Annotated in this window: 11 protein-coding genes; 4 read left to right on the top strand and 7 right to left on the bottom strand. The window is 58.9% G+C overall.

The window, feature by feature from the left end; translation table 11 throughout:
- Positions 1-52: 52 nt before the first annotated feature.
- On the top strand, positions 53-1033 hold the full coding sequence (locus tag ACSSVV_RS12020; protein ID WP_153740810.1) for an NADP-dependent oxidoreductase: 981 nt from the start codon (positions 53-55) through the stop codon (positions 1031-1033).
- A gap of 15 nt (positions 1034-1048) precedes the next feature.
- Here the strand turns inward: ACSSVV_RS12020 and ACSSVV_RS12015 are convergent, their stop codons facing one another.
- The 3 genes from ACSSVV_RS12015 to ACSSVV_RS12005 form a co-directional block, all read right to left on the bottom strand.
- Entirely contained in the window at positions 1049-2917 is a 1869-nt protein-coding gene (locus ACSSVV_RS12015) for a cation:proton antiporter (protein ID WP_011784056.1), read from the bottom strand.
- Positions 2918-2938: 21 nt separating this feature from the next.
- On the bottom strand, positions 2939-3730 hold the full coding sequence (gene tcdA / locus ACSSVV_RS12010) for a tRNA cyclic N6-threonylcarbamoyladenosine(37) synthase TcdA (RefSeq protein WP_454106312.1): 792 nt from the start codon (positions 3728-3730) through the stop codon (positions 2939-2941).
- Between the two features lie 260 nt (positions 3731-3990).
- Positions 3991-5766, bottom strand: a complete 1776-nt coding sequence (locus ACSSVV_RS12005; protein WP_454106311.1) for an acyl-CoA dehydrogenase C-terminal domain-containing protein — start codon at positions 5764-5766, stop codon at positions 3991-3993.
- Between the two features lie 176 nt (positions 5767-5942).
- Between ACSSVV_RS12005 and ACSSVV_RS12000 the strand changes: the two genes are divergently transcribed.
- Positions 5943-6677, top strand: coding sequence for an SDR family NAD(P)-dependent oxidoreductase (locus ACSSVV_RS12000; RefSeq protein ID WP_011784061.1), 735 nt, complete (start codon positions 5943-5945; stop codon positions 6675-6677).
- A 34-nt stretch (positions 6678-6711) separates the two neighbouring features.
- Here ACSSVV_RS12000 and ACSSVV_RS11995 read toward each other — a convergent pair whose 3' ends face one another.
- Both ACSSVV_RS11995 and ACSSVV_RS11990 read right to left on the bottom strand, forming a co-directional pair.
- Positions 6712-7350: a ChrR family anti-sigma-E factor gene (locus ACSSVV_RS11995; protein ID WP_011784062.1), complete on the bottom strand. Its 639-nt coding sequence runs from the start codon at positions 7348-7350 to the stop codon at positions 6712-6714.
- The gene (locus ACSSVV_RS11990) at positions 7347-7946 is read right to left on the bottom strand and encodes a sigma-70 family RNA polymerase sigma factor (protein WP_014420382.1); all 600 of its coding nucleotides are present in this window, start codon (positions 7944-7946) and stop codon (positions 7347-7349) included. Before ACSSVV_RS11990 ends, ACSSVV_RS11995 begins: the two co-directional genes overlap by 4 nt.
- Before the next feature lie 235 nt (positions 7947-8181).
- Here ACSSVV_RS11990 and ACSSVV_RS11985 point away from each other — a divergent pair, with 235 nt between their 5' ends.
- Positions 8182-9219 (top strand): AraC family transcriptional regulator, encoded by a 1038-nt coding sequence (locus ACSSVV_RS11985; protein ID WP_011784064.1) that lies wholly within the window; start codon positions 8182-8184, stop codon positions 9217-9219.
- A 27-nt stretch (positions 9220-9246) separates the two neighbouring features.
- Here the strand turns inward: ACSSVV_RS11985 and speA are convergent, their stop codons facing one another.
- A complete protein-coding gene (speA, locus tag ACSSVV_RS11980; RefSeq protein WP_011784065.1) occupies positions 9247-11160 on the bottom strand; it encodes a biosynthetic arginine decarboxylase in 1914 nt (637 codons plus the stop codon).
- Between the two features lie 138 nt (positions 11161-11298).
- Between speA and speE the strand changes: the two genes are divergently transcribed.
- Entirely contained in the window at positions 11299-12180 is an 882-nt protein-coding gene (gene speE, locus ACSSVV_RS11975) for a polyamine aminopropyltransferase (RefSeq protein WP_011784066.1), read from the top strand.
- A gap of 63 nt (positions 12181-12243) precedes the next feature.
- Here speE and ACSSVV_RS11970 read toward each other — a convergent pair whose 3' ends face one another.
- Complete coding sequence (locus tag ACSSVV_RS11970) at positions 12244-13515, bottom strand: ammonium transporter (RefSeq protein ID WP_011784067.1); 1272 nt, start codon at positions 13513-13515, stop codon at positions 12244-12246.
- Positions 13516-13558: the final 43 nt, after the last annotated feature.

Genomic DNA, 13558 nt, shown 5'->3' with positions numbered 1-13558 from the left:
ATCCTTGATGCCCTTCGAGGGACATCTGACCCCATGCACTCCGGAGGCAACCATGGAACCTACCGACGTTAGTGAATCAATCCTCATGCAGCACGTGATCTACGGCGAGTTTGGTGAGCGGGAGGTGCTTCAGGTGGCGCAGGCTCCGGTGCCTGAGCCCCGGGAAGGTGAAGTGGTCATCCGAGTGCATGGCGCCGGTTTGAACCCGATTGACTGGAAGACCCGGAAGGGGCTGGGGTTCGCCGCCCGACAGATCGAAAACCGGCTGCCCTGGACGCCGGGGTACGACGTTGCCGGTGAGGTCGTCGCTGTTGCTGAGGGCGTGACCACCCTGGCCCCGGGCGACCGGGTGATGGGTATGGTGGGCTTTCCGGCCGGCGGTGGTGCTTATGCGGAGTACACACTGGCTCGTGCTGACGAGTTGGCCATCGTCCCTGATGAGCTTGATCTGGTGACTGCCGGCGCGGTGCCCCTGGCGGCATTAACGGCCTGGCAGGCCCTGTTTGAGGTGGCCAGGCTGGAATCCGGTCAGAAGATACTGATTCACGCCGGGGCTGGCGGTGTCGGCCATTTTGCGGTTCAGTTTGCGCTGGAGCGTGGCGCCCATGTGGTGGCGACAGCCTCACCGGCCAATCGGGATTTTCTGGCAGAGCTCGGCGTGCACGAAGTGATTGATTACCACACTACCGACGTGGCTGAGGAGTGCTATGGCCTGGATGTGGTGCTGGACTTGGTGGGAGGGGAAGCCGGCAAACGCTCCCTGCATACCCTGTCAGAAACCGGCGTGCTGGTGACCATTCCCACCGTGACCGCCGATGACATTGTCAGCGCCGCCGAGGCCATGGGGCTTCGGGCCCATGGTATGACCGTGAGGCCGGATGTGTTTCACCTGGACGAGATCGCCGAGCTGATTGAGGACGGCGATGTGCGGGTTCACATTGAACAGGCTTTCCCGCTGGATCAGGTGCAGGCCGCCCACGCATTGCTGGAGGGCGGCCACGTCCGTGGCAAGCTTGTGCTCGACTGCCGCTGACGGAGGCGAATAGCGTCAGGCTGGAGCGGCACCGCTTGCCGTTTTGTCGCCCTTCTCACCGGCAGGTTCTTCCCGGTCCCGACGTTCCTTCTGGGGTTGTGGGGGAACCAGGCTGATCAGTACCCAGTCGTCACCGGGCTCGAGGGTTTCCATGTCCTTGACCGGGTGAATATGGTCCCGACTGTCGCGTACGAACAACACCAGGGCCTGGTTCTGATACTGGTTCAGAAACTGCTGGTAGCTGAACTCTTCGCTTAGCTGCGTGGTTTTCACGGTGTAGCCCTGGCTGACCAGGCTCGCCAGCTTGGCATAGCTGACACCATCGAACAGTCCCCGGGTTCGCTGCACCTTGCCTGCAGTCTGAAGCCGCGCCCGCTGATCCTGGTCGCCTTCCACCAGACCAAATACCGAATCATCTCCGAACCAGTCCAGAAAATGGTAGGTGGCCAGACTGTTCATCTGCTTGTATGGAGACAGTATCAGGAGGTTGCCGATTCCGGTCAGGTCCATATGTGTGGCGGCATGTTCCGACACCGGATTGCCGAAATACACCGGCAGGTTTTCCATGCGCGCCTGACGCACGTTCTCCCAGTTGGTGTCGGTCAGCATGGTGGGAATGTCATGCTTTTTCAGGGCCTGGGCCACCAGCCGGGCCACCGGGTTGGCGCCCAGAATCAGGAAGCCGTGCGCGGGCGGTTCCTGAACCCCCAGCAGTTTTGCCACGGGTCGGGCAGTGAGGCTTTGCAGGGTAACGGTGGTGATGATGAGCATAAACACCAGTGGTACCAGTACGCCGGCACTCTCATAGCCGATTCGCTCAAGCTGGAATGCGAACAGCGCTGAGACCGCCGCAGCGACAATGCCACGTGGAGCAATCCAGCTCAGGTACAGCTTTTCGCGCCAGTTCAGTGTGGTGCCAATGGCCGAGAGGAAAATGCTCGCGGGGCGGGCGATCAGCATGAGGATGGCCAGCACAGCAACCAGGCCCCAGCCCAGTTCGGCGATGGCTGCAAACTCTACACGGGCGGCCAGAATGATAAACAGGGCCGAAATGAGCAAGACACTGAGGGATTCCTTGAATTCCAGAATGCTGTCGACCGGAACCTGCTTCATGTTGGCCATCCAGATGCCCATCACGGTCACGGTGAGCAGCCCCGATTCGTGGGCCAGTTCATTGGAAATGGCAAAGACACCGAGCATGAAGGTGAGTGTGCCGGCGTTATGCAGGTACTGGGGAATCCAGTGCTTTCTGAGGACCAGGCCGTTCAGGTAGCCGGCGGCGGCACCGATGGCAAAGCCAACCAGCAGAGTCTTGCCGAAAATGTAGAGGGAGTGGCTGAAAACATTGCCCTGGCCCCAGGAAACGATGCCCTCGAACACCAGAACGGCCAGCAGCGCGCCTACCGGGTCAATGATGATGCCTTCCCAGGTGAGGATGTTCGCCAGCTTGGAGGTGGGGCGCACTGCCCGGAGCAGGGGCGCAATCACGGTAGGCCCGGTGACGACGGAGATAGCACCGAACAACAGGGCGACTTCCCAGGATACCTGGAGAATCCAGCGGGCGGCCAGGGTGCCGATAATGCAGGTGACGATGGTGCCCACAGGAATAAGATTGCGCACCATCTTGCCGTGGCCTTTGATTTCCTCGTAGCGCAGGGTAAGGCTGCCCTCGAACAGGATGATGGCCACTGCCAGGGAGATAACAGGAAACAGCAGGTCGTCAAAAATGGCTTCCGGTTGCAGGAACCCGGTCACCGGGCCTGCGAGGATGCCACCGGCGAGCAGGAACAGAATAGCCGGCATGCGTACCCGCCATGCCAGCCACTGGCAAACCAGGGAAGAAACGCCGATGCCGGCCAGAATTAACGTGGTGCTTACGGCCATAAAAGGGCCCCGATGGTTGAATTAGGCGTTGGCCTTGCGGGCGATGCGATTCAGCAGCCGGGACGCTGCGAAAAAGCCGAAACTCGCGGTCACCGGACTGGCAGCACCAAAACCGGTGGCGCAGTCGAGCCGCACCGGGCCGTCGCTTGTCGGTTTCTGTTGACATACCTCGCCGTCCGGGGCGGGATAGGTCAGTTGTTCCAGAGAGTATACAGCTTCTACGCCGAAGCGCCGTTTCGGGTTTCGGGAAAAACCGTATTCCCGGCGCAACATATTACGGACCTTGGCCAATAATGGATCCTGTGTGGTTTTCGCCAGGTCTGCAACCTGGATCTGGGCCGGATCCATCTGGCCCCCGGCACCACCGGCACAGATGATCGGAATCTTGCGTCGCTGACAATGCGCAATCAACGCGGCTTTTGCCTTCACGCTGTCGATGGCATCCACCACGCCGGTCATGTCTTCTGTGATCAGCTCCCCGACGTTCTTCACCGTGAGAAAGCCGAAGTGCACCCGAATGTCCGCCTGGGGATTGATGGCCCGCAACCGCTCCGCCATGGCGTCGGTTTTGGTGCGACCATACTGGCCCTGCAGAGCATGCAGCTGCCGGTTGGTGTTGGAGATACAGATGTCGTCCATATCAATCAGGGTGATGGTGCCGATACCACTACGCGCCAGAGCTTCTGCCGCCCAGGAACCGACGCCGCCGAGACCGACAATGGCGATGTGAGCATGGTGGAAAGCATGCAGGGCCTTGCGGCCGTACAGACGCTCTATGCCGCCAAAGCGGAGATGGTAGTCATCGGTGGTCATGCGGTCTCTACTGGAGTATTAAAAATGCAGCGTGCATTGTACTTGTGTAGCAGGACTGGCGAAAAGCATTCATAAAAAAAGCCGCGCATAGCGCGGCTTCAAGAAGGTACCAGCCTCGCAAGGAGGCGGGTTGGACTAGTTCAGAGACACTAATCAACGTGACCATTATCAATTTCTGATCTGTCTTGATGAAGGTCACAAATTGCCATTTGTCGGTCATTTCCGGCCAGGATTTTTGGCCTGACCGGAAGCTCTGCCGCTTAGGCCATCCACTGCTCATCTTCCAGGGCCATCAGGCTGTCTTTGCCGGACTGGATATCCCGTAGCAGCCAGTCCGCCTCAGGCATCAGTTTCTCGAAATAGAAACGGGCGGATACCTGCTTGCTTTCCAGTAGTGGCTTGTTACCTGCGCCGGCTTCGAGCTGCTGGCCAGCCACGGCAGCCATGCGGGACCACAGATAGCCGATGACGGTCAGGGCTGTCAGACGCAGATATGGTGTCGCCGCAGCGCCAGCCTGCTCCGGATCTTTCGGGGCATTCTGGGCCAGCCACAGAGTGGCCTGCTCAAGACCCTTGATGGCGCCTTTCAGTTCTTCCCGGTAGGGCGCATCAGGATTGTCTTTCAGGTAACCCGTCAGTTCGGCAAACAGGGCGCGTACCAGTTGCCCGCCCTTCAGCGACAGTTTGCGGCCCACCAGATCCATCGCCTGGATGCCGTTGGTGCCCTCGTAGATACGGGCGATACGGCCATCGCGTACCAGTTGTTCCAGCGGCCAGTCCTGGGTGAAGCCGGAGCCACCCAGCACCTGCTGGCCCCAGTTGGCGTTGTTGTAGCCCTCATCGGTCAGGAAGGCTTTGACCACCGGCGTCAGCAGCTGTACCAGGTCGTCGGCGTTTTCACGAACCTCTTCGTCCGGGTGTGCCACCGAGAGATCCAGTTGGTGGCCGGTAAACAGTGCCAGCGCACGCATGCCCTCGTTCAGCACTTTCTGGCGCATCAGCATGCGACGTACATCCGGGTGCACAATGATCGGGTCGGCGGGGCCGTCGGGGTTTTTCGGGCCACTCAGGGAGCGGCTTTGCAGACGCTCTCTGGCGAAGGCCAGGCTCTCCTGGTAGGCCATTTCCGCCAGGCCCAGGCCCTGCATGCCCACCATCAGACGGGCTTCGTTCATCATGGTGAACATGGCGCTCATGCCCTTGTTGGGCTCGCCCACCAGCCAGCCCTTGGCGCCTTCAAAGTTCATAACGCAGGTGGCGGAACCCTTGATGCCCATCTTGTGTTCCAGGCCACCACAGAAGGCCGGGTTGCGCTCACCGGAGTCTGGCAGGAACTTGGGTACCACAAACAGGGAAATCCCTTTGGTGGTGTCTGGCGCGCCCGGCAACTTGGCCAGCACCAGATGGACAATGTTGTCCACCAGATCGTGCTCACCGCCGGTGATCCAGATTTTGGTGCCCTCAATCGCGTAGCTGCCATCATCATTCGGCGTGGCTTTGGTGCGAATCAGGCCCAGATCGGTGCCACAATGGGGCTCGGTCAGGCACATGGTGCCGGTCCATTCGCCGGAAATCAGTTTTTCCAGATACGTCTGCTTAAGCTCTTCCGAGCCGTGGGCATAGAGGGCGCTGATGGCACCATGCGTCAGGCCGGGGTACATGCCCAGCGACAGGTTGGTGGAGCACACCATCTCGTCCACCACGAATTTCAGCGTGTGAGGCAGGCCCTGGCCGCCAAACTCCAGTGGCGCGTCCAGTGCGGTCCAGCCACCTTCGACAAACTTCTGATAGGCCTCTTTGAAGCCGTCTGGAGTCTTGACCAGTTTGGTTTCGGGGTCGTAGCTGCAGCCCTGACGGTCGCCAACCTGGTTGGTGGGCTGAATGACCTCTGCCGCCAGCTTGCCGGCCTCATCAATGACCGCGGAGATCAGGTCGGGTGTGGCATCGGCATACTTTTCCAGCTCGTGCAGCTTGTCTGCACCCAACACATCAAACAACAGAAAGCGAAGATCGTTCGCTGGTGCCTGGTATTGCATGGATACTCTCCTGTTTTGATTTGACGGTATCAACGACCGCCGGATATCGTCGTTCTGATCTGGAAGCCTTTCTTCATACGGGCGTTTGAATTATTTGGTTTGCTCCAGGATGGCCCGAACGTATTGATTTTTCGTATCAACGACATGGTGTTGATTGATAATCGGGAGATCGGTGAATGACGACCGTTATTGCGGGGGTGTCCGGTGCCATCGGTGGGGCATTGGCCCGACGTTATCTGAGCAGCTATCCGGACCGGAGCCTGATTGGGCTGTGCCGGAGGCCGGAGACGGCGCCGGACGATCTGAGAAATCACTCTGGTGTGAGATTGATGGCCTGGGATGCAGAGGACGAGCAGCGGCTTGATGTCGCCGAGTTCAAGGCTGTGCTGGAGGCTTCTGGTCCGGTTTACACCGTTATTTATGCCGGAGGCCTGCTGCACGATGGCCAGATGTTTCCGGAGAAGCGGTTGGAGGATATCGATGGCCGAAGCATGATGCGGAGCTACCAGGTGAACTGCCTTGGGTTTGTCTCGCTGATGCAGAGGCTGGCTCCGGCGCTGAGGGGAAAGCACTTCAAGCGTATTGCCGCGGTGTCTGCGAAAGTGGGGTCTATTTCGGACAACCAGTTAGGGGGCTGGTACGCCTATCGCGCCTCCAAGGCGGCGTTGAATATGGTGGTGAAGAACCTTTCTATTGAATTGTCGAGGCGTTACGCGCCACTGGCATGCGTTTCCCTGCACCCGGGCACCACCTTGTCGTCGCTGAGCCAACCATTTCAGCAGTCGCTGGAGCAGTTAACGGTGCACGAGCCAGAGCAGACGGCAAGCAATCTGTTTTCGGTTCTGGAAAGCCTCGATGCCAGGGATAATGGACGTTTTATCAGTTGGGATGGCAGTGATCTGCCATGGTAGCTCAGTCATGCTGCGGCGGTGCCGCAGCGCACGGTTAACGCAGGAACGGGTTGAGCAGGCGGGTGAAGGTCCCGGTCAGCTTCAGGGGGGCGCTCAGCACTGACAGCGTAATGCAGTCTTCGCAACCGACGGCCACCGGACGATGTTCGTCCTGTTCGTTCAGAACCACAAAGTCCCACTGATTGAATACGCCCTTCTGGTCGGCAAATGCCCCTTGCAGCACAATCGTGGTTTCATCGCCACGGTGGGTATGGGCCGGCGCCTTGCCGCCCGCTACCAGTTTTTGCAGCACGACCCTCTCGTTCTGGCCGGGAAACTTGTCGGTAATGTCGAGCACACTCACGTCCGCAAGCTGACGTTTCCAGGGCAGCGCATTGATGTCATCCCCGAGCAGTTTCTGCAGAGGGCTCACCTTTGGCTGGGGGACCACCGGAGATGATGCTTGCGGGGAGCTATCGATACGCGCCATCAGTTGCTCAAAGCTCGAATCAGCCACCGTCACCTTTGGCTGGTGATCCATCATGACAGCGCCCAGGCTGTTCAGAGTATCTACCCGGCTACGGCAGTGGGGGCACTGCTCCAGATGCAGGCGGATGCACAGTGCATGGGGCTCGCTCAGGTTGCCCGCACTGTACTCCATCAGACTCAGGCTGTCGGGATGGTGCCGTGTCATACGTTTTGATCCTGCAAAATCACTTTCAGTTTGTTCAGTGCCAGGCGAACCCGGCTTTTCACGGTGCCGAGAGGAATGTTGAGCTCATCTGCCACCATCTGGTGGGATTTGTGCTCCATATATACCTTGGCAATGACGGTAATCTGCTCTTCCGGGAGCTGGCTCAGCGACTCCCGGATGCGCCGCTCGGACATCAGGCGATGCAGGGAGGTGACTGGTTCGTCTTCGTTATCACCCGGGATCTGCCAGAGATCCTCGGTTTCCACCGCCATCTCAGCACTGGTGCGCTGCATTTTGCGCAGCATATCAATGCGCTGGTTCCGGGCAATGGTGAAAATCCAGGTGGAAGCGGCCGCCTTGCGCCAGTCGTAAAGACAAGAGCGACGCCAGATAGAGACGAAGACTTCCTGCACCAGCTCTTCCGCGTGGCTGGCCAGCCCGTTCGAGATTGCGTAGTACTTGATCTGCGGGGCAAAGTGCTCGAACAAAGCATGATAAGCCGCCCGATCCTGATGCTTGCCGACTTTTTCCAACAAAACACCCCAGGGGTCTTTGCGCCCTTCGGTTTTCGTTGGTTGCTGCTCCAGTGTTGTCACCGGGCGCTCCTTGACAGTTATCGTATTTGAGCTGGCTATGGTCATCATTCTATGCACTCGTCACAGATTTGTCAGTGAGAGTGTTTACGCAATGGATTACCGGGCGGATTCATGGATTCCGAAAAAATTGTCGGGATGGCCTGAAGGCCGGAAGAACTGCGTCACCGGGGTTATTGCCGGTTGCCCCGGCAGGGGCTAGTCTGATCGGTAAAACAACGATCAAAAATTCCAGACCATGAACGCAACGCTCTCCAGTGGCTCTTTGCCCGTTATGCGGGTGCATTACGCTGAAATTCTCTGCCAGTTGGCAGAGGAGCGTGGGGTGCGTCGTTCGGATCTCGTGTCAGTGGCTGGTATTCGAAACAGCCAGCTCAGTCATCCCGACAATTTCATTACACTTGATCAGTTCACGGCGTTATGCCAGCAGGCACTGACCCGCTGTGGTGATGAATGCCTGGGGCTGGAATACGGCAAACGCCTGAAGTTCACCGCGCACGGAGCCCTGTCCCAGGCTGCCATCAGTTGCGACACCCTGGAGCAGGCGCTGGCGGTGTTGATCAAATATTTCCGGATCCGGTTTGCCTACATGTCGCTGGCGTTCTTTGTCGAGGATGAGGATGCAGTGATTCAGCTGGAGATTCACCACGACACCGAGAAGCTTCATCGGTTTAATATCGAAGTGGTGATGGCCACCCTGATGGATGTGAATTACCTGTTATTCGGCACTCAGTTACTGGATGGCGGGCGGTGCCTGGTGGATTACCCTCGCCCCGAGGATGTTGAGCGCTACCAGTATCTGTTCGGCGGCAAGGTCACGTTCTCGGCGGGAGTAAACCAGTTGCGTTTTCGCAAGTCGTTTCTGGGATTACCGATGTCACTGTCCAATCCGGTTGCCCGCCGGGTGGCAGAAGCCCAGTGCGAGGAAGAAATGCGCCAGATGGAAGCTTCTGCCTCGGTGAGCGATCGGGTCTTGCGTTTGCTGGAGTCTGCCCGGGATGGTCGTTTGCCCGGCCTCGAGGATGTGGCGCAGCAAATGGGGGTGTCGCCACGAACGCTTCGGCGGCAGCTCTCCGCCGAGGGTGGAGGCTTTCATGGTCTTCAGGAGAGTGTGCGACATCAGCGTGCCCGGGAGCTGCTGTTGCGCCATTCGGCGATGAGCATTGACGAGATTGCCGAGCATCTGGGTTACAGCGACCCGTCCAATTTCGGCCGGGCCTTTCGCAAGTGGGAAGGAATGTCGCCCTCGGCCTGGCGCCGGGACAATCAGACCTGATCACGCCTTTTCGTCCGTCCTGACGATTTATCCTTCCTCCAGGTAGGTATAACCCTCAAGCCCGGAGGACAGCTCGGCCAGCAGCGTTTGCTGCAGCTCTTCAGACAGGCCGCTGTGCCGGAACTTCTGCCGGTAGGCCTCAAGCAGGTTGGCGGGCTCGAAATTCACATAACGCAGTACTTTCGCCACGGTGTCCCCGGTAATGGGTTCCCCCACCTGATATTGCCCCTGTTGGTCCAGTTTCACGTCCACCGAGTGGGTATCGCCAAACAGGTTGTGCATATCGCCAAGGATTTCCTGATAGGCGCCGGTCATGAAGAAGCCCATCAGCAAAGGGGACTCCGGGTCGTGTTCGGGCAGTGGCAAGGTGGTTTCGATGCCCTGGCCGTCCACGTACTGATCAATCCGGCCGTCCGAATCGCAGGTGATATCCTGGATCACGGCCCGCCGGTTCAGTGACCGGTTAAGCCCGTTGATCGGCATCACCGGAAAGATCTGATCGATGCCCCAGACATCGGGCAGGGACTGGAACAGGGAAAAGTTCACGAACAGTTTCTCAGCAAGCTTCTCGTTCAGCTCGTCGATGATTTCCCGGTGCGCCCGGTTGGCGCTGTCCAGCTCGGCCCGGAGCATCCGGCAGCAGCGCACGTACAGGGTTTCGGCCTGGGCCCGCTCCTGCAGGGACAGCAAACCGTGGGCAAACTGGGCGTGGACATCGGCCATGGCGTGCAGGATGTCGTGATAGATTTCCGCCAGTGAGCGGGGCGAGTCCTCATCCTGAAGACTTTCCAGGTCTCGCCAGAGATCCTGCAGCGGCGCGGGGGCCTCAGCAGCGGGTTCCGTAGGCTCGCGGTTGTCCGGGTATTCGCGGTCAATCACATTGGTGACCAGTACCGAATGATGGGCGGTGAGCGCCCGGCCGGATTCACTGATCAGGTCCGGGTGCGGGATACCCTGGCGGTCACACTCGGACTGCAGCACGTGCACCACGTTGTAGGCGTATTCGAATACGCTGTAGTTCATGGAGCAGCTACTGCGGGAACGGGTTCCTTCGTAGTCGACACCCAGGCCGCCGCCTATATCGACGGTACCGATGGGGGCGCCCATAGCGTGCAGTTCCGTGTAGAAGCGAGCGCACTCACGCAAGCCGGTCTGGATGTCCCGGATATTCGCAATCTGTGAGCCCAGATGGAAATGCAGCAGTTGCAGGGTGCCCAGGGCTCCGGCCTGTTTCAGGGTATCCACCACATCCAGTACCTGGCTGGCAGACAGACCGAACTTGGATTTCTCGCCCCCGGTATTCTGCCAGTTGCCCTTGCCAATAGTCGCCAGACGGGCTCGCACGCCAATCAGCGGGGAAATGCCCAGCTTCTTTGCTTCTTCCAGAATCAGTGGCAGTTCCGACTGCTTTTCCACCACGATAAACACCCGGTGACCCAGTTTCTGGCCGATCAGTGCCAGGCGGATGTACTCCCGGTCCTTGTAGCCGTTGCAGACAATCACCGAACCGGCCTGCTTTGCCAGCGCCAGTACGGCCATCAACTCCGGTTTGCTGCCGGCTTCAAGGCCCACCTGGTTGGCTGAGGCGGCCGGTTCGGCTGACAGCAGTTCTTCCACCACCCGGCGCTGCTGGTTTACCTTGATGGGGTAAACCGCGGTATAGCGGCCCCGGTAGCCCTGCTCCTGAGTGACTTTGTTGAAGGCATTGCAGAGCTTGTTGACCCGATCGTGCAGGATATCGGTAAAGCGAATCAGAACCGGCAGGGGCACACCGGCTTCGGCCAGCGAGCGAGTCAGCGCCGGCAGGTTGATGCGGGCGTCGCTTCTGCCCCGGTCCGGGCAGATTTCAACCTCGCCCTGACCGTTGACTGAAATGTATCCGTCACTCCAGTGAGCGATGTTGTAGACCTTGTGGGCTGGTGATGCAGCGGTTTCAGCCATTGTTGCTATCCTGTCAGGGAACCCGGGGCGGCCGGCGGGCCGGTAACAGGCTGCATTGTAGGAGCTGACCACTGCACCTACAATACGCCCCTTTCAGATGCCCCGGCACATTGCAGCGGCACACAGTGGGAGACAGACATGACCGCATTGAACGAAGGCTGGTTCACCGAGGTATTTCAGGACCAGGGCACCGCTTTTTCCCTTCAGGTAAAGCGCAAGCTCCATGAAGAGCAGACGCCATTTCAGAAACTCGAAATCTATGAAACCGAAACCTTCGGCAACCTGATGGTTCTGGACGGCTGTGTGATGCTGACCACCAGGGACAATTTCCTGTACCACGAAATGATGACCCATCCTGCGCTGTTCACCCACAAGGACCCGAAAAAAGTGGTCATCGTCGGTGGTGGCGACTGCGGCACCCTGAAAGAAGTTCTGAAACACCCAGGAGTGCAGGAAGCCTGGCAGGTGGAGATCGATGAGCGGGTAACCCGCATGTCTGAGAAGTATTTTCCAGAACTGTGCGAAGCTAATGGCGACCCCCGTGCCAACTTCTTTTTCGGTGATGGCATCCAGTGGATGCGTGATATCGAGCCGAACAGCATTGATGTGCTGATTATCGACAGTACCGACCCGGTGGGTCCTGCGGAAGGCCTGTTCGCGCTGGATTTCTATCGCGATGCCATGTTGGCCCTGAGGGAGGGCGGTATCATCGTTCAGCAGAGCGAATCCCCCCTGCTGCACACCAATACCATCATCAAGGACATTCACGATGATATGCACAAAGCCGGTTTTGGCCATGTGCAGACATTGCCATTCCCCCAGCCGGTATACCCCACGGGCTGGTGGAGCTGCACCATGGGCAGTAAGGAAAACCCGCTGAAGTATTTCCGCGAGGAAGATGCCAACAACCGCCCCTTTGTCACCCGTTACTACAATGCCGGGGTGCACCACGGTGCCTTGGCCATGCCGCAGTTTATGGTGGATGCGCTGGAAGATGAGGTTCGCCCGGAAGAGGGTTGAACCAGAGCTTAAAGAAAAAGGGCGCCACAAGGGCGCCCTTTTTCGTTCCGATAGGTAGCGGTGTTACTGCTTGCCGCTGACAAACTCCGGATAGGCTTCCATACCGCATTCGGAGAGGTCGACACCTTCGTACTCTTCCTCTTCGGTCACACGGATGCCCATGACAGCCTTCAGGATACCCCAGACGACCAGACTGGCTACGAATACCCAGATGAAGATGGTCAGGGCGCCGATGATTTGGCCGCTGAAGCTGACATCGCCGTTGGTAACCGGTACCAGCAGCAGGCCCAGCAGACCACAGACACCGTGGGCAGAGATGGCGCCGACCGGATCGTCGATGCGCAGCTTGTCCAGAGTGACGATGCTCAGTACCACCAGGATGCCGCCCAGGGCGCCCCAGATAGTGGCTGTCAGCGCGCTCGGGGTGGATGGCTCGGCGGTGATTACTACCAGACCGGCGATCGCACCGTTCAGCAGCATGGTCAGATCAGCCTTGCCAAACATCAGGCGAGCGGTGATCAGGGCGGCAATAGCGCCACCGGCAGCGGCTGCGTTGGTGTTCAGGAACACCATGGCCACGGAGTTGGCACTGGCGACGTCGCCGAGTTTCAGTACAGAACCACCGTTGAAACCGAACCAGCCCATCCACAGGATGAAGGTACCCAGAGCGGCCAGCGGCATGTTGGCGCCCGGGAAGGCACGGATTTCACCGTTGGGGCCGTATTTGCCTTTACGCGGGCCAAGCAGCAATACACCAGCCAGGGCCGCAGCGGCACCTGCCATGTGTACGATGCCGGAGCCGGCGAAGTCACTGAAGCCAAGATCACCGAGGTTGTACATACCGAACACATCGGCGCCACCCCAGGTCCACGCGCCTTCCAGCGGGTAGATAAAGCCAGTCATGAAGACCGCGAATACCAGGAACGCCCACAGCTTCATGCGCTCGGCAACCGCGCCGGACACGATGGACATGGCGGTGGCCACGAACACGACCTGGAAGAAGAAGTCAGAGGCCGCTGAGTAGATGGAGCCGCCGGTGAAGCCGTCTTCACGGGTGGCGAAGTCACCCAGTACGCCGTCCACGTCCACATCGGCGATGCCGGAGAGGAAGACGTTACCGCCGTACATGATGGCGTAACCGCACACCAGGTACATGGTGCAGGCCACGGCAAAGAGCGCGACGTTCTTGGTCAGGATTTCGGTGGTGTTTTTAGCACGCACCAGGCCGGACTCGAGCATGGCAAAGCCTGCGGCCATCCACATGACTAATGCGCCACACACGAGAAAATAAAAGGTATCTATTGCATACTGCAGGTGAAAGAGATTGCTTTCCATAGGAAGCCCTCCGCACAAGGCTCTTCAGGTTATAAGTTTTTTG

The sequence above is a fragment of the Marinobacter sp. MBR-105 genome (assembly GCF_053628895.1).
The sequence above is the reverse complement of the archived record's forward strand: the minus strand, read 5'-3'. Positions and strand labels throughout refer to the sequence as shown.